Raw genomic sequence first — 23,364 nt, 5'->3', positions numbered from 1 at the left:
TCAATGGCTTCAGCGCGTGCATGAACCACGAATTGCTCATTTCTTGCACGCAGGCGTCGAAGGACGGTCCCGGTCGTTGTAGAAGAGAAAGGCGCTGAACCCTAAGCCGCCCGACACGATCTCCAGCTCCATCTCACTGAGTTCATCCCCCTTCGAGGTCTCTTCGATAATGGCTGGCAAGTTATCGAGACCAGCCTTGACGAGTTCCACCGTCGGCACGAAGCCGAGCGTTTTTGCCTCATCGAGTATGAGCTCCACGAGCTCTGCCTCGCTCGTTGCTTGACCGAGCCGGGCGAGGGTTTCGGTGTCCTTGCGGATCGCGGCGTAGAATTGGACTGTCTGTTTGTCTGTCACCGGTAAATTCCTTTCTGGGTGGCCTTGCAGGCGGATTGGAGCCCCGAGCAGATCTTCGACCATGGACTCGGCACGGTTCCCACGGGGAGGATGATTGGAAGGAGCGCCTTGCCGGCTTGCTCGGGAGCCAGTTCCGATCACCGTGGCCGCGGTCGTTCACTTGCAACTGAGGGTCTTGGTCGTCCTGTGCTCGACGAAGCTCGAAAACATGGTGCCGCCGGAAACGATTTCGAGTTCCAACTCCGTCAGTTCTTCACCGTTTGCAGCTTCTCTCATCAAGCCGGCAAGATCCGACAGACCTGCACGAACAAGATCGGCAGTCAGCTCGAAGCCACGCGACTGTGCTTCGTCCATGATGAGTTCGATGAGCTCCGCTTCGCTCGTTGCCGCGCCAAGTCGTGCCAGGGTCTCCGCGTCACCCCGGATGGCGGCATAGAAGCGAACGTTATCGCCATTGGTCATGTTGGGTCCTTTCTCGGATCGCTCGGCGTGTTTGCCGATCGCCAGGATCATTGGTGATGCGCTGCGTCGTGAAAAGCGCTGCGGGCTATGACAAGACGGCAGGTGCTATGGAAATTGAAACGGGACGCAGACCATTCATAGTCGTGCTCTGCTATTCATAGTTCGGCCGTCAGGACGCCTTTGCGGGGCCCCCTTATGATCGAGGCATGTCATCCACTCCACGGATCAGCCATGCCCACCGATCTCGATGCCCTGCCCTCAGCACTACCCGAAGCATGGACGGCCTTGAAAGGCATTCTTGATTTCACGGATGCGCAGCTCCGGTCGGAGATAGACCGCATTCGACAGACGCATGCCTGGGCCCTCGTCCAGGACGACAATCTGTGGGGTGATCTCGTCCTGTGGCAACGCCTAGAAGGGGCTCAATCCTTGGACGGCCGCCCCCTGCTCCTTTTCCTCGCGGAAACCACCCTGCCCCTGCCGGAGGACAACTTGCTTGCGGCCGCAGCGGACGCCGGCTTGCATATGCTCACACTCCGGATCGAAGGCAGCGAGGTCAATATGTCCTTGGCGGCGGAAATCAGGCGCCTTGCAGGCCATGGCATTGCGACACAAATCATTGCCAGCGGCGATGCGAAAGCATTCGCCCCTTTGCGTCACCTGCCCACGCCGCGCATCGTACCTGCGGATCCAAGGTCCGAGCGTAGCGAGTGGCGGGCGCTCAATGCACCAGATCTCTACGCTATCCGGTTGAATGCGCTCATCACGGCGCTCCGCCTTCCCTCATCTGCCGCGCGACGGGCGGACGCCCTTTCAAGGGGCAGCGACGCCCGGTCACCGGCCATGCTGACGCGCCTTGGTGAAGCCGAATGCCGCATTGTCGACATCGTCATGGCTAGGAACGCCGTCGATGATGGCCTGGCCGCAACGGCCAGCTTCTACCTCGATCTGCGTTTGAATGATCTGATGGCCTGGGGCGACGTCATCGCTCCGCCGCCGGTTCGATTGGTACGACGCGGTGCGGATGGTCTCACGCTTGAAACCCTGGCGGGGCCAGAGCCCGGCTGCATGCCGCTGACCTACGGCCGCTTCTGGTTTCACTGGTCCATGAGGCGCCCGGACTGGCTCGCGATCGCAGCCCGCGGGACCGATTCTAAGATTGTCGGGTTGGCTCTGTTGTCCGAGCCAATCACTGTTGACGGCGGCCTGGGGCGGCGGCTTTTGTCTCTTTCCGTCGATAGTGCGCATAGACGTCGGGGCATTGCGAAGAGCCTTCTTGCCCTTTCGGCCGAAGCTGCGGGTGAAAGCGGCACGCCGACCTTGTTTACGACCTATTCGCATCACATGGGCTCCCGCACGCATTTCGAGCGGACCCTTGCCGCCTGCGGCTGGACCAGTCCGGAGCCGATGGAATACATGATCGTCGGCCAGGCGAAGTGGGTACGCGCAGCGGAGCGAGAATGGGCGCCGGTTCTCGCCCGTGCGGCACGGCAAGGGTTCTCCATGTCCGCCTGGACCGACGTCAGCGACGCCGACCGCGTGGAAATCGATGCGGCGATCCGATCGGGTGAAGCCCCAGCCGAATGGCATCCGGATCTCTTTCTCAAGGACGGGAACGAAGCCTTTTCGCTCCTTCTTCGCTATCGGGAGAAGATCGTCGGCTGGATCATCGGCGAACGCGACGGCGATCTCTGCGTGCACTATCGGCGCGGGTGCCTCTTTCCACCCTATCGCAAGTACGGGTTTCTTATCGTTGGGCTCTACGAAGCCTGCCGTCGCCAAGCCGCGCTTCTTGGGGAAGACAGCGTCTGCGTAAACTGGGCAAGTGCCGGCTCCGATATGGCCCGTTTCATGGAAACCCGCCTTCGACCGCTCCTGGACGGCACCTTCCTCCATCCACCGCAACTTGCCAAGACACGCTTTGAACGGCCCGGCGGCTATCTCGAAATTCGCTATCTCGCACGCAGGCAGGCCGGTTAGGTCTTCGGTCCGCCTGTCAGCAATTTCATAGTCTTTGCCGATGCCTCATAGTTTGTTGCGCGCATATCGGCTGGTTTGGCAGATATTCTAAAGACTGAAATCAGGACAGCCGCCATGCCCGCCTTCACCTCCGAGGAACTCCGCCGTGCACTCGCCGCATTGCAGGACCTCGTCGACTATGACGAAGAATTTCGGCACGCCGCCCGGCAAGACGCCCGAGTGGCCGTCGAGCAGGCGCTGGGACTGACGCTGCCGGCGGATATGGAGGTGCGTCAGGAGGAGGCTGACGGGCGAATGCGTCTTGCGGCCGAGTGGCGAACGGCCGGTGAACTCAGCGACGACGAACTGGAGGTTGTGACAGCCGGACTGTTGGATCCCTCGACTTCGGCGCGGGAAAAAACCGTGGTTCAGCGGATTTGACGGAGCCACTGGTCTTTGAAGTGCTTGATAAACCGGAGGAGGATTTCCGCACCCTTAGCTACCCAAGGTTCTGGGCATACTGGTCGTCTACGGCTTGTGACTGGCAGGGGATCGTCGCCCGGCAGGCTGGTGGAGGCGCAGTCGGGCTGGCGCTAATGGGCGCAATCCACGAGCAGGGCGGCAAAAGGAGTCGGCGCTTGCTTTCGGTTGCTGTCGCCCGACAGTCCCGCGGCACCGGCATTGGCCGAATCCTTGTTGCCCTTGCCGAAGCCCAGGCGCGCAAGCAGAGCGTTGAGGAGATGTTCGCTCTTTACCCCGGTCGCCTGACATCGCGACCTGCGTTCGAGCGCTTGCTCGCGGCTTGCGGCTTTGAAGCGCCACGCCTCAGCGAGTACACCCTGAGCGCCGAGGTGAAATGCGTGTCCAATGCAGCGAGAGAATGGTCTTTCTTGCTTGAACGTCTCAAGCGAGATGGCTTCCGCTCAGTGCCTTGGCGAAGCCTGTCCGAGGTCGACCATCTTGTCATCGAGGAGACGCTTGCGTCCGGAAAGATCCACTCGGACTGGCGGCCGTACGCCCATCTGGATCAAACGTCCCTCGATTTCTCTCTCGCGCTTTTTCACCGTGGCGATATCGCAGGCTGGATCGTCGGTCGCAAGGAAAACGACCGTCGGGTGTCCTATCCACTTGGTTACGTTTTGCCCCGATTCCAACGTCGTGGTTACCTGGTCGGCGGCATGGTCGAGAGCTGCACACGGCAGGCAGATAGGCTCGGCGGCGATAGTGTGGCGATCTACTGGACGCTTCCCGAAACGTCCATGTATCGCTTCATGGAAAGGCGCCTGCTGCCCCTCCAATGGAAGGGAGAGGCAAACCAGGATGGACCGAGCCTCGCCACGGAGTGCAGGGCTGACATTCGCCTGTTGTCGCTGAAACGCCTGTAGGCCGGTCAGTTCACCTCATCCCTCATCAAGCACCCGCATCCGCGCGCATCCTGGGTAAAGCGGGTCAAGCGACCGGTCTTGCCACCTGCTGATTTTTCCAGCCCGACCAACAATTCCTCGGTCGGAGCGACCGTGCGCGGCAATGTGACAATGTTGGCCCCCGCCGGATCGGGGCGTGTGGTGACAAGAAGCGTCCGGCCACCGTGCGGGTACAGCAGCGGATCGCGGCGCAGATCACCGATGAAGTTGACCGGAACGGGAAGCAGACCGACGTCGGTGACAAGCGGAGAAGGCGACGATGTGGTTTGCGGCCAAAGCGGCAGTCGTGAGGGGGTGGCGGTTGGAACTGCTGCGGCTGGCAAAATGCTCAATAGGCCATTCACCCACGTAATCGCGTAGTTTGAAGAACTCAATCCGGAGGCCGATATGGCGTAGGTTCCGGCATTCTTCGCCCCTTGCGCCGAACCGCCATAGACGAGCGAGCCCGACAGAACCGACGCATCTTCGCCATTGACGAAGCCAGAGTAGCTCACGCCGTTGCCACCGGTATAGCTGGCCCCGCTATACGAGCGGCTGTCGCCATTGGCCGTCACCGTCAGCGCCGCCGGCGTGATCGACAGCGAACCGTCGGCATAGGAAATGCTGTAGTTGCCCGACGAAAGCCCAGAGGCGGAGATCGCATAGCTGCCGGCGTTCTTCGCCCCTTGCGCCGAACCGCCATAGACGAGCGAGCCCGACAGCACCGAGGCGTCTTCGCCATTGACGAAGCCAGAGTAGCTGACGCCGTTGCCGCCGGCGTAGCCGGCCCCGCTATAGGAACGGCTGTCGCCATTGGCCGTCACCGTCAGCGCCGCCGGCGTGATCGAGAGCGAACCGTCGACATAGGAAATGCTGTAGTTGCCCGAAGTAAGCCCAGAGGCCGAGATCGCATAGCTGCCGGCGTTCCTCGCCCCTTGCGCCGAACCGCCATAGACGAGCGAGCCCGACAGCACCGAGGCGTCTTCGCCATTGACGAAGCCAGAGTAGCTGACGCCGTTGCCACCGGTATAGCCGGTTCCGCTATAGGAACGGCTGTCGCCATTGGCCGTCACCGTCAGCGCCGCCGGCGTGATCGAGAGCGAACCGGCAACGTAGGAGATGTCGTAGCCGGCCTGCCCTGAATAGAGCCCTTCGGGTGTGATCGTATAGTTGCCGGCATTGCTGCCGCCCCCTCCGATTATCGCTGTTCCCATCAAGAGACCCAAGTCGACCGCTCCTGCAAAGGAGGCATATGTGACGCCGAACGACGGGGTGCTACCGCTGTAGACCGCGGTGCCCGAATTGGCGGCAACGGTGATTGGCCTCAGGAATGCTGAAAGCAAGGGGCCGGACTGCCCCTCATAGATTCGCCAGATCGTCTTTTGCCCGCCGCTCGATGCCATGCTCCAACCGGAAAACGTTGAAGGCGTTCTCAGTTGAGCGCTCGTGATCGCCTGCCCGGAACCGTTGTCGGGCCCGGTATCGAGAAAGTAGCTGTTCGAAATCGTCGTCCCCGAAGCTTCCCCGATCAAGCCCCCGGCCGTTGCGGCGGAAACCGCGCCGGTCGCGTAGGTATTGGCAACATCGCCACCGATGTCGTCTCCCACCAACCCGCCTGCGCGGGTGACGCCAGTCACGTTGCCGGTGGCATAGGAATCGGCGATCGATCCCTGATTGATGCCGACGAGCCCGCCCGCCGAAGCACCGAAGCCGCTCGCACCATTCGCCGCGACGTTGCCAGTCGCGTACGAACCGCTGACAATGCCCCTGTTACGACCGATCAGCCCGCCTGCGCCGTCATTGTTGGATGTAACTGTGACGCCTTGGGCACCGACATTGACCACTTGCGCTTCGTTTGCGCCGAACCCTCCGCTTGAAACCATGCCGGCCGCGGCACCGACGGTATAGCCGCCGGTGACATTTCCGCCTGAAATGGTGAAATTGCGGATCACACCGTCGCCGCCCACGAATCCAAACAGTCCTACGCCCTCAAGGGTCGGCCTGTTGATGCTCAGGTTGGAAAGCGTATGGCCCAGCCCGTCGAAGATGCCGACGAAGGCGTCCCGACCCTCCGGCTGGAGTGTCCCGCTGATGTTCACGATCGGCGCAAAATTGCTGATCGAGGAAAGGTCAAGGTTGGACCCGAGCACGTAGTGTCCCGGAGTGTTGCCAAGGTTCGACGCGTCGCCGATCGCCTGCAATTCCGCGGCCGAATTGATGATCGAATAGTTGATGGCCGTTCCATCCGACCCCTGTTTCGTCTGGAAGGACGCTGTCGACGCCAGATTGACCTCTCCCCTGACCACGTAGGTCGAGGTGTTGTTGAGGACCGGTGTTGCCTGCCCGTAGCTGAAAACCAGGCCGCCGGTTCCGGTGACGTTGAGTGCACCGTTCACGACAATATCGTTTTGAGCTTCCAGCGTCAGCGTGCTGCCATTGCCCCAGCTGACGGCGTCGTTGACATATATGTCACCTTCCGTGCCCGCGCCCCCGCTTATGGATTGCACGGTCACCGAGCCATTGCTCGCAAGCAGGCTTGTCAGCATGGCGCCGGTCATGTCGCCGCCAGAGGCTGCAATCGTATAGTTGGTGGGATCGATCAGAAAATGACCGGACTTACCGTGGGCGGAGCGGGTCGTAATCCTGGCTTTGTCGGCAATTGTAACTTTCTTGGCGGAGGTTTCGATGAATCCGCCGTTGCCGTGATCCGGGGCCGATGCGTCGAGGGTCCCGGAGACTTTCACTGAACCGCTTTCCATGTCACCGAGGAGCAAGATGCGGCCATTCTTGTTGACCATGCCCTTGGCTTCGACCGTGCCGGAATTGTTGATAACCGACGCCTTGGCCGCGCTTGCGCCCTTTGCGGTGAAGATGACGGTACCGCCTGGCGCCTTTACGGCGCCTTTGTTGTCGACCAGGGTGGAAAGGGTCGACTCTTCGACCTTGACGGAGATCAGTCCATCGCCGCCGAAATCCAATCCCACTTTCGTGCCGGCCGCCAGGGCCGTATCACCGGTGATGGTACCCGCGTTGGTCACTTCCGGCGCGATCAAGGCCACGACTTTGCCGTTGAGGCTGCCGTCGTTGGCAATGCTGCCACCCGTTCCGGAGAACGTGTATTTCCCAGCCAGAAAGTCACCATCGGCGATATCGAGGGTGGAGGCAACAAGCGCCGCAGTGTTCACCTGCGACCCTGCCCCGAAGACCACGCCGTTGGGATTGACGAGGAAGACCTGGCCGTTTGCACTGAGCGCACCTCGAATGTGGCTCGGTTCCACACCGGTTACGCGGTTGAGGGCAACGGAACTGGACGACGGTTGCTGAAAGACCACCGAATTGGTGCCACCGATCGAGAAACTGTTCCAGTTCGTGACCAGGCGGTCACTTGTCTGGTGGACCGTGAGTGTCGAACCCTGCGTGGAAATGCTGCCCGACCCCGAAACGATGTTCCCGCCGGTCGGCAATTCACCTGCAAGGGCCGGTACAGGCAGCGCCGTGCTGCCAAGCAGCGCCATAAGGACGCTCGAACAACGATTGCTCATCTCGTTCCTCCTAAAACCTCATACGGCCCGACAACCAGAGCTGATGGCGCCCCGTCCCGCCGTCGACATTGGTGCCATTGGCACTGCGGCCCGGGTTGTCGCCGAGCCCCATGCCCCAGCCCGCCGTCAGCGAAAGGCTCTCGCGCTGCCAGTCGAGAGTGAGCCCCGCGGCAAAGAGCGCGTATTCGTTCTTTCCGGTGGCCGTGGAAAGCGTGACGCCTCTTGGGCGCGCATTGATTTTCGCGTATCCGCTGTCGAAGAAGCCGCCCAACTGCAACTGGCCCCACTCTTCGGGAACCGGAAGATCGTGGCGTAGTTCCAGCGTGCCAATCGCTCCCGTGTCGGCAGAGGCTTCTCCGACCGGCCAACCACGGATGCCGTAGGGCCCGCCAAGCGCAATTTCTTCCGACGATTCGAGGTTCTTCGACGCCCATTGACCGCTAACACGGGCAAGTAACGTCCATCGGTCCGCCAGGCTCTGTTGGCGCTCAATCCGGGCATTGAAGCGAGCAAAGCCGCCCTCCGTCTTGAGGCCCGCCGCGTCGGCTGCCGCCGAGCTTGTGACGCGGGAGAGGTCAAGTGCGCCGTAGGTGGCGTCCAGTCCCCAGCTCGTCGTCCCGTCGAAATCCCTATCGATACCGCTCACCGACAGCGTGCCGGTGAGAAGGCGCTTGTCGTCGAGCTCCCCTGCCGCCGAACCGTTTCTGAGCGCCTTGCCCGTCACGGCTCCACCCAGCGACAGTTCCGTGGCGCGGTCGCGAAAGACAGGATGGGTGAGACCGAGCACCAGTTGATGCCCGTCTCCATCCAGGCCCGCCGCGCGCCCGGTGTCAGTGACGTCATGATAGGTCAGATAGCTGTAGGCACCATTCACGAAAGTGCCCCCAGTGCCGAGGGGAGCGCTTCCGGAAAAGCGGCCATAGACCATTCCTTGCGAGGCGACGCTCTGGAGGCGGAATTGCTCGCCGTATCCCCAGGGGTCGCTGAAACTAAAAAGCGCATTGGCTTCGGGTTTCCCGGTGCTTGCCGAACCGAAATTGTCCGCCCAGATCTGTCCCGCAAAAAGCGGGACCTCCTCAATGCCGATCGAAACCTTGGAGGTGCCCGGATTGTCTCCCGCTTCCACGCTGGCGCGAACCTTCAATCCCGGTAGACTGTTCATCTGAAGCAGCGCTGCCTCCAGCTGCTGCTCTGTCATTGACGCGCGATCGTTGAGATAACGTTGTTCGATCCCTCTGAGGACCTCGTCCCGAACGCGAACGGACCCGACCCGCACCAAACCGACGTCTTCCACGCGCGCTTCCATGAGGGCTATCTCAACGACACCCTCGGTCACATCCTGTGGAGGCAGAAAGGCCCGCGCAAACAGATGCCCCTTCGATTGGGCAAGCCGGGTTACCTCTGACGTGAGGTCACGCAGACCGGAAAGGTCGAAGGCTCTCCCGGCCGCGGCTTCGACAAGCCGGGTGCGCTCTTCGGGCGACAGCAGACTTGTCCTGCCTGAGAAGATCAGATGGTTGACCTTCACCGTGATGCCGCCGGGCTCGATGCGCTTTGCCTCGGCGCGGACGTCTTCGACGTCCGCAGGTAATGGCTCAGCGCGCGGCTGCACGGACTGCTGCTCGCGGTCGCGCAGGAGCGCGCCGGCATCCTGGGCAAGCGCGGGAAAGCAAAATTGGGCGACAAGTGCTAGTCCGAGAAGTACGACGCGCGACACGGGCACACCTTTCGAAGATCGACGTTTCCCATCCGCTGACATGGAGGCGATGCGCACGGCAATGCACCCGCCCGGCATTCATAGCTCTTGTTCAGGATTCATAGTTTGCGGGCGCCGGGACGGGCCGACGGGCGTCCGCGCGATACCGGGCATCACTTTCCGATCTGGCCTATCCAGTGGCTCCAGGCCGATTGCGGTTCTCGGCCATGTGGTCTCTGTGCGACGGACAGCGCAAGGCCCCGCACTTCCCGCGGTGTCATATCGAACATGCGGCGAAAGGCACGGCTGAAATTCTCAGGATTCGGAAAACCGTGTTTGTCTGCAATCGTCGCGATCGGCACATTGCGGGTCTCGACTGCCCGTAAGGCCGCATGCGCTCTGCCAAGCCGTCGCTCCTGCAGATAATGGGTAGAACCTCCCATCGGTTCAAACATCCTGTAAAGGCTTGGGCGGGACACTCCAAATGCGGCACCAACGCCGTGTGCGGTCAGGGTGGGATCCAGGAGGTTCGCTTCAAAATATCTGCGGACGCGTGAGAAGAGTGCCAAATTGAGCGAGCCGGCCCTCTCCTCGTCGACTTGACCGCAAAGGGCAACCGCAACCAGGTCAAGCAGCGGGCGCAGGACCGCATGCCCGGCTTCGACGGGCATGTCTTTCAAGTTCTGGAAGTAGCTCGCCATCGTGTCACGCAACAGTGCAACGAGCGGCAATTCGGCCGGCAAGACGCGCTCATGGCATTTGTCAGGTGCCTTCAGCAGGGGAGCCAACATACGGCGAGGAACGACCAGGCTGAGATGGGAATGGTCTGTGAAGCTGGTGGCAATCGGCTGCGCCATATCAAGGACGTAAGAGTCTCCTGGACAGGCAAGATGACGCCCCTGGCGGTCTTCACTCGTTCCATCGGTAAAACTGGAGGATGTAGCCATCCATTCCATCGCGAGCGAATTTCCGACGAGAGCGATCAAAGAGCTGCGCTCGGCTTCTCATGAATCCTACGGCAACCTCGCCTATCAGATACGCGTCACACGCAAAGAACCCTTCCTCGACCGATTGCCGCGGACGCGAACCGAAGAGCACGGAGATCTGATCGTGCCACAAGCTAAGGGCAAGAAGTGCCGGGAAATGACGGGAATCGAAACGGGATGAAGGCAATGACATATTGGTAGCGACCAAGCCTCAGCGATACGATTGGGTGTCGTGCGTGGGAACCGGTGTCCATGATCGCTCGCAGTTTGACAAGCGGTTGAAGCCGCTCCAGATGTCTCAAATTTGGGTAGAAATCTGCCATCCGAATGCAGGCCGACAAGCAGCCGATTGGTTTCTCCGCAAACGTGGGCCCTCAGTTCACGTTTCAGTTCCTGACGACAAATTACGTGTGTTCCTGGAGTGCCCTTAGGGCGGACAGATCGGGAAGAGTCATCTTCGATATGCCTGGCTGTTCCCGCGGGTTTAGAAGGCCGGTGGGGCGAGCGCGAGTAAACATTCGAAACCACCTGCGGCTCTGACGGTGAACCGCGCGCCGTTTCTTCCATACCACCGTAGGACCGTCGAATGCGATGCCGCCTCCATTGGCGACCTTCCCAGCCAAACGCTCATCGACATATCGACAGAGGACCAGATTGCTCGCCAACTTACCTGCCCGTGGTCGCCGAGCGGGTCGGTCAGCAGGCCATTGCGCTGTGCTTGGTCGATAGTCCATCCGACCGCTGCGAGTAGCAGCATTACGGCGGACTGCCGGTGAGATGGTACTCGGTGAGCGCCCAAGCTTTCAAGCAATGGCCCGAATGCCGATCCCTTTGGCCAGCTCCAGAGCAATATCTTCCCGCTTTGGGAAGGAAAGATAACGACCCGTTCGGGCTTGCCCCGTGGCGCCAGATATGTTGGTGGCATTCCGCCTGCCTCCCGAAACCAGCGTGGGCCTAGCGGGGCGGATACTCCGGCATCCAACGCCGCCTCCTCGCTCGAACGCCCCAAGGCAACAGCTTGCCAGAAGCGGGCACGTTCCTGACGCTGCCATGCAGATGAACAGCTCGCGACTAGAGGTGACTCCCTTCCGTCTACACCACTCGGTGGGACACGATCCGAGAACACGCCGTGCTCTCCCGTTAGGGCGTTATCCATCTCGTAGTTTCGAGGTTACCGTCCCAGAACTTCTGCAAAGACGGCCGCGAACTGAGGGCGGTATGCTGAGATCAACAAACACTCGACTGACGAAAGCGCATGTGGATTGCGGTAGTGAAGTGAGTAGACGCCAATACCCTTGCCAGCGGGGGGACATGATCGGAATAGACGTGATCGAGCGAATGTCCCTGTCGCGTGCCCAGCCATGTAGATTAGGATAGTCATTGTCGTGCTCGAGATCCTCGATACAAACGGCTTTAAGGCCCTTTATCGCTGCTTCGCATGAGGTCCCATCGCCATCCCTGATATGCGCAAACTTGGTTGCGTACTGCCTGTCGAAGTTGCATTGAGCAAACAGGGCGAGCGAGCCATCCACGTCGTTCCAGATCTGGCAACTGCCAAAGTCCGCGCCATGGGCTGCCACGGCTCGATCAAGTATATCCTCTATTTGAGATACGAAGGATGGTCGGGCATCGAGCTCGGGCCATAATAGGCGCCAAAGCTGTTCGAGAAAGACGAGTTCTTCGCGTGACGCTGCCAGCATCGCTTCCAAAATTGTGCGCTCGCCTTCCGTTGGAACGGTACTTAGCTTTGCTTCGTACAGATGGATGTTTTGCCGAAGGATAAACCGTTGCATCGACAATTCCCCATAACCCTGTTGGTGAGCGATGCATCTGTGAGGAAGGCAGTGATTGCAACTCTTATTTACATCATCAAATGCTAAAGCGCGGAAATTGTGACGTCAACCAAGATAGGGTGAACAATTACTTCAACGAAGAAGAGTGAGTGGCATTGCGCACCGCCGTAGCCTGACCACTCAGGAGACAAGAGATTGCCGCCACCGTGACTGAAGGCGCGCCAAGAGAGGAACGAGGATTCAGCGAGGAGAAGGAGTGGGGGAATCGCGCCGATGCCCATGCGGTAATCGGGTATCCGCACGCCAAACAGAAAGTGCCGATCAAGTTTTTTCGCTCTATTGATGTTTTTTACTTCAATGGTAATGTTGATGATGTGAATGAATGCCCGATGATCACCGCCGCCCAGCTTCGTGCCGCCCGTGCTCTTCTCGACATCGACCAGAAAACCATGGCGGCGATGGCGGGCGTCTCGGTGCCGACCATCCAGCGCATGGAGGCCAGCAACGGGAATGTGCGTGGGGTGATCGATACCTTGGTCAAGGTTGTCGAGGCGCTCGACCACGCAGGCATCGAGCTGATTGGCGAGTACGCCGTCAGCGGCGGCGGCGGGCGCGGTGTTCGTCTCAAAGACCCCGTGAATACCGGCTAGTTTCAGAAATTCCGCGAACGCGGCGCCGACCGGCTGACCGGCCGACGATCCACAAGAGAGGATGGTCATGGTCGCCCGAACTGCTGAGCCCGGCTTTCATGAGTTGTTCACCCCCAAACTTGTCACGGTTCTGCGCGAACGCTACGGCCTCGCGGACCTGAAAGCTGATGCCATTGCCGGCGTGACAGTTGCCATAGTGGCGCTACCACTGTCGATGGCGATCGCGATCGCCTCCGGCGTCAAGGTCTTGTCGAGATCGACCTGGGCCTCCTTCAGCGCGGCTTGGGCACTGGATTTCTCGGCAGGTATCTGGAAGTTGATCTGAGCGACTACGGAATCCTTGGCGGCCAGCGCTGCATCAACAGCTCCTTGCGCGGTGTCGACCATCACCTTGGCCCTCTCGACATCGCGCACTGCGATTGCACTGGAGTTGAGCCGGAACAACTCGGCCCTGGTATTGTACTGATCGAGCGCCTGCTGGAAGGATCCGCGCGCCTGCACGATCTTGCCCTCCGCCTCCCTGAGCTGCGCCTGGGCGACAACCATGTCGGCATCCACCTGAGCGATCTTGCGTCGCTCGGTCTCGATAGCCGCCTCCTGCTTAGTGCTGTCCAGCCGAAACAGCCGCTGACCAACCTCGACGCGCTGATTGATTTCGACATAGGTTTCTGCGACACGGCCGCTCGTCTCCGAAAGGATGGTGACGGTCCGGAACACCGATGTGGCTGCCTTCGTCGAAGGATGGAAGTAGAAGATGGTTGTGATCAGGCTCAATGTCAGGATTACGCACAAGGTGATCCCCCAGCGCAATTCATACCACACCGAGAACAACGTAATCTCGCGGCCAAATCGCTTGCCCTGCACGAAGCGGCGGTAAAGGAGGTCCGGCAGGATTGTAAGCATTGAACAGAGGGTGAGTTCCAGCATCGATCGCCCCTCACTTCTCGTCGATAACCTGGTGATCACTCGCTTCAACATCGACGACCGATTGCGCAGGCGCCATCGTGGTCGCGCTTTTCGGTAACCACCGCATCACCCACACTCGGGAAACGGCTGAGCCAGAAACGAAGTTCTCGTTGGCGAACAAAGCCCAGGAGTAGTTTCCGGAACAGATCCGACCTATGTCCGTTGATGGTGCGGAGGTACCGCCGATGACCGAAATCCCCGCTGGGCAAGCGCTATCCACACGAAAAGCCATTCAGTACAGCCGCCTTCGACGGGCGGCTGTTTTTCGTCAGTTGGGACCAGGTCTGATCACCGGAGCGGCCGACGACGACCCCCGCGGCATCGCGACCTATTCGCAGGCGGGGCGCAGGTCGCCTTCAACATGTTGTGGGCCATGCTGTTCACCTATCCGTTGATGACCGCCATACCGATCGTCAGCGCCAGGACCGGGCGCGTCACCGGTTGCGGTCTTGCCAGCAACATTGGACAGATCTGGCCCCAAAAACCTATGGTCCTCGGTTTGGTCATCCTCTTGTTCGCAGCCAATACGATCAATATTGGCGCGAACCTGGCGGCGACGGGGCCTGGGTCGAGCTGGCGACGGGCTTGTCGAGCAAGGACCACCGCGATCGAAGCGCCGCGGTGATTGCCGGCAACAGCTTACCCGTGGGCGGAAATGCCATTCGATCCGCAGACCTGAGTATTGGCGACCTGATGAAGGAACTGGCAGTCATTGGCCACCTCTTGGATATCGACGTCATGCAAGCCGGTCATAATACCCTCGATCGTCGGATGAAAGAAATTAGAAAGGCTTTCAAGGCGGCGTCGGTGAGAACAAGACAATCCGTCTAAACGCTCGATGAACGTTGTCGACCTAGGCGGCGGCCGATCAATCGGAGGTCGCCCACAGTTCCCGAACCTATGACCGGTCGCCTTTTCCTGGTGGGTGTTCAGCAGGAGACTTCGTGCGGTTTGGGCAAGATCTGTGTCCGCCGCTAGCGTGCCTAGCCGCAAAACAAAGGCGACATAGGGCGCGCTTGCGAAACGTCTTCCGAGCTTTGCAACTTAAACCCTCCGCCTCATAAAAATCCAACATTCCCACGTTGTACCAGTAACCCGAAATTAAGCATAGATGAATATTCTTATGCTCAGTCGCTTCAAGCGCAAAGCGGAGTTTACGATGACTATTCAGGCAAACAATTCTGACCTGCAAGACCGCCTCGATTTTGTAGGCCTTGATGAACGCCAGCGCCGCAGCTTAGCCAATGTGCAGCCCGTAATCGGCACGGCTATCGGTCACGCGCTCGACGTGTTTTACGCTAAAGTAGCGAAACACCCGAAAACAGCAAAATTCTTCTCGAACGATGCCCATATTGCGCATGCCAAAGAGCGCCAGGTCAAACATTGGGAGATTATCGCCTCCGGCAAGTACCAGACTGACTATGTCGAGGGTGTGACCATAGTCGGGCGCGTTCACGCTCGGATCGGGCTCGAACCCCGCTGGTATATCGGCGGATACGCCATGATCCTGGATGGCATCATTCGCGCCGTTGTTAATCAAGAGTTCAAAGGGCTTTTGCATGGTCGCAAAGCGCAAAAGGTCGCAGATGATTTGACGGCGGTGGTGAAGGCCGCCCTGGTCGACATGGATTATGCCATTTCGGTCTATCTCGATGCACTTGCCGATGAGCGCGCCCGTCTGGAGGAGCAACGAGCGAAAGAAAAAGAGGAGCAGGATAAAGCGCTTTCGGCACTTGAAACTGTTCTCACGCGGCTGGCAGGCGGCGATCTGACGTCCGAACTGAACGACACGCTCGCGCCGAGCTTCAGCGGACTAAAAAAGAATTTCAACACATCGGTCGCCGCGCTCGATCGCGCTATGCAGGAGATCGCTTCGTCGGTTGATCAAGTCCGCTGTGAGGCCGCCGAAATCGCTTCTGCCGCAAATGAGATTGCCAGGCGGACCGAGCATCAGGCCTCAGCGCTTGAGGAGAGCGCAGCGGCGCTCGAACAAATCACCACCATTGCCGGACAATCAACCCAAAGAGCCCAGGAAGTCCAGACCGTTGTTCTGGAATCAACGGTCGAGACGAACCGCTCCGGACAGGTCGTGAAACAAGCCGTCGCGGCCATGGGGGATATTGAAAGCTCTTCGCAGAAAATGACCCAGATCATTGGAGTCATCGATGAGATTGCGTTTCAGACAAATCTGCTGGCGTTGAACGCTGGTGTGGAAGCGGCTCGTGCCGGAGAGCAAGGCAAGGGCTTCGCGGTCGTCGCGCAGGAGGTGCGGGAACTTGCGCAACGTTCGGCTGCCGCCGCAAAGGAGATCAAGGAGCTGATCAACCGCTCGTCTTCAGACGTCGTACGCGGCGTGCAGTTGGTCAACGAGACGGGGCATTCGTTATCAAACATCGGCGATCGCGTGGCTTCGATCAACAACAGCATCAGTTCGATGGCTCGATCTGCTCAGGAACAGGCGTCGGGAATCGAGGAGATCAATTCCGCGGTCCGTAGCATGGACCACATCACGCAGCAGAACGCCACGATGATGGAAGAGACGAACGCATCTGCCCAGACGCTTTCACAAATCAGCGATCGACTAGCGGCGTTGGTTGGCCGTTTCCAAACCAGCGACGCTGGGCGGGGCCAAAAGGAACGAGCGTGGCATCGACCCGCTGCCTAGCGGTTTGATCGTGGTCAGGACTTTCATCTCCCCCTTGCCGGCATCGGCCTTCCAACGATGGATATCTGAGCGACTGTCCCTGCAAGTTCGTCCGCTCTGACACGGAAAGGTGGTGGCTCGCCACCACCTTTCTTGCTGTTGGGCATCTGAAGCGACGCCCCCCGGAGCGCGACCTTATCGGATCGAAGCGGTCTCAAGCGTTCGGAGGGTGAGACGAAAATGCAAGCTGACGTTTGCGGTCGTCGGCATCCAGCCAGAACGGGACAAACTTCTTAGCGGAGGTCGTTTTTTTCTCCCGATCCGTTGCCGACGGCTCACAAAACGTGCGTCGATCGGCAGGGAGAAGAATCCGGGGCCACCATACCGATCGCCACACATCCCAGACGGGCATGGCCGAACTCGAGGTCACGAAGTTCGTGTCGCAAACCCCGTGTAGCTGAGCCTGCCCACCCTCACCTCCCCGGCCGCGCCAACGATCGGGCAATGTCGATGATGTCGTCACGGGAGGCCGTTGGGTCCTCCTTATTCCAGGCGACGCCAAGCCCGATCTTCAGATCGACACCGCGCACCGGCTTGAGCTCAAAGTTGCGGTTCGGCAGATCCTTTGTCCATTCCGGCACAAAGCCGATGCCAAGGCCGGCTGAGACCAGCGATACCAACGAGAAGGTGTCGTCACAGCTGTACGCGATGTTGCCAGCCAACCCATGGGTGTCGAACATCTCGGAGAAATACCGCTCCGAATACGAGAGGTTCTGACGGGAAAAGGCGATGATCTTCTCTTCCCTCAGATCCTCGATGTCGATCTCGCTGCGAAGCGCCAACGGGCTCGTCTTTTCGACTGCCAGCAGATAGCGCTCATGCGCAATCGAGAAGAAACGCAAGGAGCCAATGTTTTCGACCGGCCGGATGAAGCCGAGATTGATCCGGCCGTTTTCCAATGCACGGATGATGTCGCTGGTCGAGCCGCTGCGCACGTGTAGCGACACATCCGGGAACTTCCGGCCGATGCGCGACAGAAACGAAGGCAGCACGCCGGTTGTTGCCGGATAGACGGTTCCGATCCTGATCGTGCGCGCAGCCTTGCCGGCGACCGACCGCGCCACTTCCGCCGACAACCCGACGTCGCCGATGATCCGGACCGCGCGATCGTAGAACGCCTCCCCTGCTCGCGTCAGTTCCACCCGCCGCGTCGACCGATCAAGCAACCGCACACCCAACTCCTTCTCCAGCGCCTGGATGTGCGAGCTCAGCGCCGGCTGGGCGATGTGCATGCGCATCGCTGCCCGATGGAAGTGCAGCTCCTCGGCCACCGCAACGAAATAGGAGAGCTGACGGAGTTCCATAGAAACCACCACGTTTCGTTGTCATAAAATACCACGTATCGTACATAGACCCGTGTTGTTTGTCATGAACAAAATGTGGGCATGGAAACGTTTGCCCTAAACCTAAAGCGCCGCGCTGAACAACTCGGGATTTCAAACGCGGAGGTCGCTCGCCGCGCCGGGTTGAGCGACCGTCGATATGGAAACTATGTCAGTGGGGTGCGTGAACCGGATCTGTCCACTTTGGTCCGAATAGCCGACGTGTTGGGCAGCAGCGTCGACGAATTGCTTGGCGTAAACCCCACCGATAACACGATCCGCACAATCGAAGAGCAATTTCAGGATCGTATCACCGTCGCGCTTAAGGCCTTGAAAAGTGAAGACCTCCAACGACTGGTCCTCATGATCGAGGCGCTCGCATCTGCCCCGAAGCAGCCGACATAACCCGTTCCCGACGATACATTATGCGATCGTATTGGCCCAAAAAGTGAACAACACAGCAACGAACGAAAGTAATGAGGCTGTTCGTGAGAGTTGTCGATTTCCTGATCGATGTTCTTAGCGCATTGGGGGGCAGTGGGCCCAAACCCGGTCTATGGAAAAACGTTGAGCGCGTTCTGGTCGTCGTAGCCGCTTTGGTGCTCTCTTCTGCGCTGTGCGTCATCGTTGCCGTTAAATTCTTGGTGTAAATCAATCACCGCACTGATTCGCAGAGGCCGCGCGACGGGATGTCCACCCGTACCTGCGCCTTCGTGGCCTACAAGGACCGCAGTCGCATCGCGCGGATATTCAACCGGCTTAAGCAGTTCCGTCGTGTCGCCACCCGATACGACAAAACCCGAGAATCCTTCGCCGCCTTTCTCGTGTTGGCGACCGCGAAAGTATGGTTGCCCCACTTGCTCTAATTCGTGAGTTGTGCGTCTTAATGGAGACGCACCAAAGCTGCTTTGCTGGAGGCAAAGTCCGCTATGACTTCAATCATTTGGCGCCGAGCGAAAGAATTGATCGCAAGCGGGAATGCAGCGGACGCCATCAAGATTTATCTTTTCGTGGCAGATGGCGACCAATCGCTGGATGCCAGATATCTCGGAGGGCGACTGGGCCAGTGCTATGAGAACCTTGGCGACCTGCATGCCGCAAACTATTGGTATGGAAGAGCGGTAGAAGAAAGTCCCGACGTTCACGCTGGCCTCTGTGGAAGCGCGTAAAAGGCTCCACCCAGTCAGCATCGATCCTTTACTGGGGGGCGCAGAAAAGTAGCGCTAGCAGCGCGACCACGCGCCGAAAACTACTTTGTCAACAGGACCTATTGTACCGTTTCCCTCGTTGTATTGCATTGCATCCCTCCAAGCACATGCCATTTCAGTACCCATTCGTCCTTAACCAACGATCGTAGAAATCTCGATCGACTTCCTGAGCCATGGAGTCCAGGCGAGATGATGCGCACTTCCCTGGATCATAATATAATTCAAGTATGTATAACTTACCCAGATTGTTAGAGTATAATTGCGCGACGCAGTTTCTTGTATTTCTGTTGAGAGAAAATATATACCATACCTCTTTTTCGTCTCTGCAGAAAATACGTCTGTACGACCGGGGGTTTTCAGCAATAATGTCGCTATATTTATTGCTGAAAAATGAGGAGGAGAATGCTACTTCATCAAAACCGGTGCAGGAAATATCCTGTGCACGTTCGCAGCCCGCTAGAAGCACGCTCACCAACAAAGCAGCCGAGGTTGGCGCGCGCAGTTTCCTGAATTCAACAGCCTTCACCTTATGCAACTTTCGCCCGGACATGTTGAGACTGCTTCCTAAACCGGTTGGCATAAGTTGCCCTCACCTTTCCTTCATCGCACTCGATGACACCTCCGCCAGCGGCGAAAACAGATATTCGAGGATCCGGCGCTGACCCGTTTTCACTTCGATGGTGACCGCCATGCCCGGCGACAGCGGAACAGCTTTGCCGTCAATGACGATGTCGCTCTCGGCCGGTTCGATGACGACGGGATAGACGAGGTTCTGCATGCGCTGTGCATTGCTAAAGGGAACTGAGGTCTGCAGGTTCGTTGACGACATCTCTTCCGTCTGTCGGGCATCCGGTTCCGGGATCGCGTCGGTCGCGACACGGGTGACCTTGCCATGAAGGATGCCATAGCGGGTGAACGGGAAAGCCTCGACCTTGATAACGGCCTCCTGACCGGCTTCGACGAACCCAATGTCGCGGTTCGGCAGGTACGCTTCGATCTCGAGCTTTTGGCTCGTCGGAACGATGCGCATCAGTTCCGTGCCGGGTGACAGCACCTGGCCGACCGTGGTGATTGCGGATGCCTGGATCACTCCCGTCTCGGGGCTCCTGATCGTCATCGCCGAAAGCTTACGGTTCGCTTTGGCAAGTTCCTGGTCCGTCTGGTCGGCTTCCCTCTGCGCTTCGGTCAGGCGCTGCGTGTTGTCGGCAAGAAACAGACTAAACTGGCTTGCCACCTCGCTTTTGATTACGTCGAGAGCGATCTCCGCTTCTTTGGCCTCACCCCGCTGCGAGGCAAGGTCACGCTCGGCTTCCTGCAACGTCTCCTGAGCGTCGATCATCGCCGCCTTGCTGCCTGCTTCCGCATCGACAAGTTTGCTGCGCATCGTCACGCGTTGCGCCAGCGTCGATACAAACACCTGCTGCGCGGCGATTGTCCCGGCCAACCGCTCGGTCTGTGCCTGCCCCTTGCCAAGCTGAGCACGCAGGTTCGCGATCGTGCTGACGAGCTTCGCGATCTCGGCGGCATAGACCCGCTGCTCACGCGCCTGGATGATTTCGCTGGTCTGTTCGGAAAACTTGATCGCGCGGTTCGAAGGGCCGCTTGCCCTCTCCCAAGCATTTGCCTGTGCCCACATGCCGACGACGTCGTTCAGGGTCTGTCGCCGAGCGATCTCGGCCTGAAGCGCTTCCAGGCGGAGGGCTAGCGCCCGTTCTTCCGCCTTGGCCGTGGTCGGGTTGAGCTCGATCAGGATCGCATCCTTCTCCACCCGGGCGCCATTGACAGCGTTGGTCGCGATCACCCTGCCCGGTTCCTCCGATTGTACGACCTTGACGCGACCGATCGGCTGGATCTTGCCCTGCGCGGTCGCGACGATGTCGAACTTGCCGAAATAGGCCCAGATCAGAGTGAGGGCCGCGAGCAGGCAGATCAGCCAGATCATTGTGGCACGCACCGGCGAGGCCGGCGTCTCCAGTATCTCGATTGCCGCAGGCAGGAATTCCTGGTCGGCACGACTGACCGGCTTTTTTGGGCGTGGCTGATGCACGTTCATGCCCGCACCTCCGCAGTCACGTCGGCCATGCCGTTCTGCAGACGCCAGAGATGCGCATAGAGCCCGTCGTTCTTCGCGAGCAGCTGGTCATGCGTGCCGACCTCGACGATGCGCCCCTCCGACATGCCGATGATACGGTTGCAGGAACGAACGGTCGCCAGCCGGTGGGCGATGATGATGACAGTGCGGCCGCGCACGATCTGGCGCATGTTGGCAAGCACGATGCGCTCGCTGTCATAGTCGAGCGCACTGGTTGCTTCATCGAGGATCAGGATCGGCGGGTTAGTCGACAGCGCTCGGGCAATAGCAATCCGCTGCCGCTGGCCGCCGGAAAGGTTGGCACCGCGCTCTTCGATCATCGTGTCGTAGCCGTTCGGCAGCTTCGCAATGAACTCGTCCGCACCGGAAAGGCGCGCAAGGCTGATCACGGCTTCGCGCGACATTGCCGGATTAGAGAGCGCGATGTTGTCGTGGATCGTGCGGTTGAACAGCAAGTTCTCCTGCAGCACGACGCCAACATGCGAACGGAGCCAGGCGGGATCGACCTGGGCGATGTCCTGGCCGTCGACAAAGACCTGCCCGGTGTCAGGAATGTAGAAGCGCTGCATCAGCTTAGTCAGCGTCGACTTGCCCGACCCGGACGGGCCGACGATGCCGATCACCTCACCGGGCTGAATATCGAGATTGATCACCTTCAGGATCTCCGGTCCGTTCGGAGAATAGCGGAAGCTGACATTCTTGAAGGCGATGGCGCCGCGCGGTTTGGGAAGCGCCACCGGCTGCAGCGGCCGCGGCTCGGCCGGTGCGTTCAGGATATCGGCCAGGCGCGTCACCGAGATTTGTACCTGCTGGAAATCCTGCCAGAGCTGCGACAGACGCAGGATTGGTTGCGAGACCTGGCCGGCGATCATGTTGAAAGCGACGAGCGCGCCGACGCTCAAACTGCCGTCGATGACCGCCTGCGCGCCGAGCATCAGAAGAGCTGCACTCGTCAGCTTGTTGACGTACTGGATGGCGTTCTGGCCTTTGGCAGCCAGCATCGCGGCCAGAAACGACGACCGGACATAGGCCGCCAGCCGCTCTTCCCATTGCGATGCCACCACGGGCTCGATCGCCGAGGCCTTCAGGGTCTGCATGCCGACGACAGACTCCACCAGCAGCTGCTGGCTGTAGGCGCCGCGGTCGAACTTCTCGTCGATGCGCTCGCGCAGGAACGGCCGGATCAGGAAGCCGATCGCAACGTAGAACGGGATCGAGGCGACCACCACCCAGGCAAGCGTCGTCGAATAGGCAAACAGCACCGCGATAAAAACGAAGGTGAAGATGAAGTCGAGGCCGCTGAACAGCCCCTGCCCCGTCAGAAACTCGCGGATCGTCTCGAGCTCGCGCATGCGCGCGACCGTCTGGCCGGCGGCCCGCGTCTCAAAATAGCTGAGCGGCAGATTAAGCAGGTGGCGGAACAGCCGGCGGCCGAGCTCAACGTCGATACGGCTCGTCGTATGGGTCAGCGCATAGATGCGCAGATACTGCAAGAAGACATCAAACAGACCGATCGTGACAAGTCCGACGACGAGGACAGTCAGCGTCGAGTAGCTGCGATGCGCCAGAACCTTGTCGACCACCACCTGGAAGAACATCGGTGTCACCAGCGCGAACAGCTGGATGAATAGGCTGGCGATCAGCACATGACCGAGGGAACGCCGATAGCGCCAGATGGACGGCAGGAACCAGCGGAAACCAAACACTGTCGCCGACGCGCCGGCGCCCAGAAATTTGCGCTGCAGCAGGATGAAGCAACCGCCGGTCAGCCGCAGCAGTTCGGCGGAATCGACCTCGCGTGTTTCCATCGTCGCGGGATCGACAAGCCGCAATTCCCCTGATGACGTCGCTCCGGCAAAGATCGCAAAGCCGCCTTCGACCAGGCAAGCGATGGCCGGCGTTGGCAAGGCCGCGAGCCGCGCCGAGGACACAGCCGACACATGCCGCGCCTTCAGACCGACGAGTTTGGCAGCCCGCAGCAGATCGTCGGGGCCTGCCGGTTCACCAAGCGCCAGTTGTTTGGCGATGACTTCGGGTTGCGCGGCAATGCGATAGAAGCCGGCGACGAGGCAAAGGGCTCGAAGGCCGGAATCAATATCCACCGCTTCGGGCTCCGAGGCGACAGGATGAGGGGAGCCGGTAGGGGCGTTATCCATGTTAGGGTGGCTTTGGCTGAAGTGAACTGGAACGTCACCGCCCGCCGAGTGACAAAGTCTCGGCGGGCGGT

16 protein-coding genes and 3 pseudogenes are annotated in these 23,364 nt (G+C 59.6%); 9 read left to right on the top strand and 10 right to left on the bottom strand.

Annotated elements, in window-relative coordinates; translation table 11 throughout:
• Nucleotides 1-36: 36 nt before the first annotated feature.
• Together JVX98_RS31760 and JVX98_RS31755 are read right to left on the bottom strand one after the other, a co-directional pair.
• Nucleotides 37-417, bottom strand: coding sequence for a hypothetical protein (locus JVX98_RS31760; protein ID WP_205239756.1), 381 nt, complete (start codon nucleotides 415-417; stop codon nucleotides 37-39).
• Nucleotides 418-510: 93 nt separating this feature from the next.
• A complete protein-coding gene (locus tag JVX98_RS31755) occupies nucleotides 511-867 on the bottom strand; it encodes a Nif11-like leader peptide family natural product precursor (protein ID WP_205239755.1) in 357 nt (118 codons plus the stop codon).
• A gap of 180 nt (nucleotides 868-1,047) precedes the next feature.
• On the opposite strand from JVX98_RS31755, the gene JVX98_RS31750 reads away from it, so the two are divergent.
• The 3 genes from JVX98_RS31750 to JVX98_RS31740 all read left to right on the top strand — a co-directional run bounded on the left by JVX98_RS31750 (nucleotide 1,048) and on the right by JVX98_RS31740 (nucleotide 4,160).
• On the top strand, nucleotides 1,048-2,796 hold the full coding sequence (locus JVX98_RS31750; protein ID WP_205239754.1) for a GNAT family N-acetyltransferase: 1,749 nt from the start codon (nucleotides 1,048-1,050) through the stop codon (nucleotides 2,794-2,796).
• A gap of 114 nt (nucleotides 2,797-2,910) precedes the next feature.
• On the top strand, nucleotides 2,911-3,216 hold the full coding sequence (locus tag JVX98_RS31745) for a hypothetical protein (protein WP_205239753.1): 306 nt from the start codon (nucleotides 2,911-2,913) through the stop codon (nucleotides 3,214-3,216).
• Entirely contained in the window at nucleotides 3,213-4,160 is a 948-nt protein-coding gene (locus tag JVX98_RS31740) for a GNAT family N-acetyltransferase (protein WP_205239752.1), read from the top strand. Before JVX98_RS31745 ends, JVX98_RS31740 begins: the two co-directional genes overlap by 4 nt.
• Nucleotides 4,161-4,165: 5 nt before the next feature.
• Here the strand turns inward: JVX98_RS31740 and JVX98_RS31735 are convergent, their stop codons facing one another.
• The 4 genes from JVX98_RS31735 to JVX98_RS31720 form a co-directional block, all read right to left on the bottom strand.
• Nucleotides 4,166-7,720 carry an MBG domain-containing protein gene (locus JVX98_RS31735; protein ID WP_205239751.1) on the bottom strand — a complete coding sequence of 1,185 codons (3,555 nt, stop codon included), beginning with the start codon at nucleotides 7,718-7,720 and terminating at the stop codon, nucleotides 4,166-4,168.
• Between the two features lie 10 nt (nucleotides 7,721-7,730).
• Nucleotides 7,731-9,437 carry a ShlB/FhaC/HecB family hemolysin secretion/activation protein gene (locus tag JVX98_RS31730; protein ID WP_205239750.1) on the bottom strand — a complete coding sequence of 569 codons (1,707 nt, stop codon included), beginning with the start codon at nucleotides 9,435-9,437 and terminating at the stop codon, nucleotides 7,731-7,733.
• A gap of 152 nt (nucleotides 9,438-9,589) precedes the next feature.
• On the bottom strand, nucleotides 9,590-10,372 hold the full coding sequence (locus tag JVX98_RS31725; protein WP_205239749.1) for a helix-turn-helix domain-containing protein: 783 nt from the start codon (nucleotides 10,370-10,372) through the stop codon (nucleotides 9,590-9,592).
• A 1,178-nt stretch (nucleotides 10,373-11,550) separates the two neighbouring features.
• A complete protein-coding gene (locus JVX98_RS31720) occupies nucleotides 11,551-12,195 on the bottom strand; it encodes a GAF domain-containing protein (RefSeq protein ID WP_205239748.1) in 645 nt (214 codons plus the stop codon).
• Nucleotides 12,196-12,584: 389 nt separating this feature from the next.
• Here JVX98_RS31720 and JVX98_RS31715 point away from each other — a divergent pair, with 389 nt between their 5' ends.
• Both JVX98_RS31715 and JVX98_RS32455 read left to right on the top strand, forming a co-directional pair.
• Nucleotides 12,585-12,845 (top strand): helix-turn-helix transcriptional regulator, encoded by a 261-nt coding sequence (locus JVX98_RS31715; protein WP_205240098.1) that lies wholly within the window; start codon nucleotides 12,585-12,587, stop codon nucleotides 12,843-12,845.
• Nucleotides 12,846-12,912: 67 nt separating this feature from the next.
• A pseudogene (locus tag JVX98_RS32455) lies at nucleotides 12,913-13,086 on the top strand (sodium-independent anion transporter); the annotation flags it as partial.
• A gap of 398 nt (nucleotides 13,087-13,484) precedes the next feature.
• Here JVX98_RS32455 and JVX98_RS32795 read toward each other — a convergent pair.
• Nucleotides 13,485-13,748, bottom strand: a pseudogene (locus JVX98_RS32795) (HlyD family secretion protein); the annotation flags it as partial.
• 248 nt (nucleotides 13,749-13,996) lie between these two features.
• Between JVX98_RS32795 and JVX98_RS31705 the strand changes: the two are divergent.
• From JVX98_RS31705 to JVX98_RS31695, 3 genes and pseudogenes are all read left to right on the top strand, one after another.
• Nucleotides 13,997-14,373 (top strand): annotated as a pseudogene (locus JVX98_RS31705) (divalent metal cation transporter); the annotation flags it as partial.
• 23 nt (nucleotides 14,374-14,396) lie between these two features.
• The gene (locus JVX98_RS31700; protein ID WP_205240108.1) at nucleotides 14,397-14,642 is read left to right on the top strand and encodes a hypothetical protein; all 246 of its coding nucleotides are present in this window, start codon (nucleotides 14,397-14,399) and stop codon (nucleotides 14,640-14,642) included.
• Nucleotides 14,643-14,922: 280 nt separating this feature from the next.
• Complete coding sequence (locus tag JVX98_RS31695) at nucleotides 14,923-16,476, top strand: methyl-accepting chemotaxis protein (RefSeq protein WP_371826591.1); 1,554 nt, start codon at nucleotides 14,923-14,925, stop codon at nucleotides 16,474-16,476.
• 452 nt (nucleotides 16,477-16,928) lie between these two features.
• On the opposite strand, the gene JVX98_RS31690 is transcribed toward JVX98_RS31695, so the two are convergent.
• Nucleotides 16,929-17,819, bottom strand: coding sequence for a LysR family transcriptional regulator (locus tag JVX98_RS31690; protein WP_205239746.1), 891 nt, complete (start codon nucleotides 17,817-17,819; stop codon nucleotides 16,929-16,931).
• 81 nt (nucleotides 17,820-17,900) lie between these two features.
• On the opposite strand from JVX98_RS31690, the gene JVX98_RS31685 reads away from it, so the two are divergent.
• Nucleotides 17,901-18,242 (top strand): helix-turn-helix domain-containing protein, encoded by a 342-nt coding sequence (locus JVX98_RS31685; protein ID WP_205239745.1) that lies wholly within the window; start codon nucleotides 17,901-17,903, stop codon nucleotides 18,240-18,242.
• Between the two features lie 1,392 nt (nucleotides 18,243-19,634).
• On the opposite strand, the gene JVX98_RS31675 is transcribed toward JVX98_RS31685, so the two are convergent.
• On the bottom strand, nucleotides 19,635-21,098 hold the full coding sequence (locus JVX98_RS31675; RefSeq protein ID WP_205239744.1) for an HlyD family type I secretion periplasmic adaptor subunit: 1,464 nt from the start codon (nucleotides 21,096-21,098) through the stop codon (nucleotides 19,635-19,637).
• Nucleotides 21,095-23,293, bottom strand: a complete 2,199-nt coding sequence (locus JVX98_RS31670; protein WP_205239743.1) for a type I secretion system permease/ATPase — start codon at nucleotides 23,291-23,293, stop codon at nucleotides 21,095-21,097. Before JVX98_RS31670 ends, JVX98_RS31675 begins: the two co-directional genes overlap by 4 nt.
• Nucleotides 23,294-23,364: the final 71 nt, after the last annotated feature.

The sequence above is a fragment of the Ensifer sp. PDNC004 genome, from assembly GCF_016919405.1.
In the GTDB taxonomy this organism is placed as follows: Bacteria; Pseudomonadota; Alphaproteobacteria; order Rhizobiales; family Rhizobiaceae; genus Ensifer.
Note: the sequence above shows the minus strand (reverse complement) of the source record. Positions and strands in the feature narration are given on the sequence as shown.

What these genes read in the sequence shown, in the direction of transcription:
- JVX98_RS31760 (WP_205239756.1), bottom strand. Translation starts at nt 417, where the DNA reads ATGGTCGAAGATCTGCTCGGGGCTCCAATCCGCCTGCAAGGCCACCCA.
- JVX98_RS31755 (WP_205239755.1), bottom strand. Translation starts at nt 867, where the DNA reads ATGATCCTGGCGATCGGCAAACACGCCGAGCGATCCGAGAAAGGACCC.
- JVX98_RS31750 (WP_205239754.1), top strand. Translation starts at nt 1,048, where the DNA reads ATGCCCACCGATCTCGATGCCCTGCCCTCAGCACTACCCGAAGCATGG.
- JVX98_RS31745 (WP_205239753.1), top strand. Translation starts at nt 2,911, where the DNA reads ATGCCCGCCTTCACCTCCGAGGAACTCCGCCGTGCACTCGCCGCATTG.
- JVX98_RS31735 (WP_205239751.1), bottom strand. Translation starts at nt 7,720, where the DNA reads ATGAGCAATCGTTGTTCGAGCGTCCTTATGGCGCTGCTTGGCAGCACG.
- JVX98_RS31725 (WP_205239749.1), bottom strand. Translation starts at nt 10,372, where the DNA reads ATGGAATGGATGGCTACATCCTCCAGTTTTACCGATGGAACGAGTGAA.
- JVX98_RS31720 (WP_205239748.1), bottom strand. Translation starts at nt 12,195, where the DNA reads ATGCAACGGTTTATCCTTCGGCAAAACATCCATCTGTACGAAGCAAAG.
- JVX98_RS31715 (WP_205240098.1), top strand. Translation starts at nt 12,585, where the DNA reads ATGATCACCGCCGCCCAGCTTCGTGCCGCCCGTGCTCTTCTCGACATC.
- JVX98_RS31695 (WP_371826591.1), top strand. Translation starts at nt 14,923, where the DNA reads ATGAATATTCTTATGCTCAGTCGCTTCAAGCGCAAAGCGGAGTTTACG.
- JVX98_RS31690 (WP_205239746.1), bottom strand. Translation starts at nt 17,819, where the DNA reads ATGGAACTCCGTCAGCTCTCCTATTTCGTTGCGGTGGCCGAGGAGCTG.
- JVX98_RS31685 (WP_205239745.1), top strand. Translation starts at nt 17,901, where the DNA reads ATGGAAACGTTTGCCCTAAACCTAAAGCGCCGCGCTGAACAACTCGGG.
- JVX98_RS31675 (WP_205239744.1), bottom strand. Translation starts at nt 21,098, where the DNA reads ATGAACGTGCATCAGCCACGCCCAAAAAAGCCGGTCAGTCGTGCCGAC.
- JVX98_RS31670 (WP_205239743.1), bottom strand. Translation starts at nt 23,293, where the DNA reads ATGGATAACGCCCCTACCGGCTCCCCTCATCCTGTCGCCTCGGAGCCC.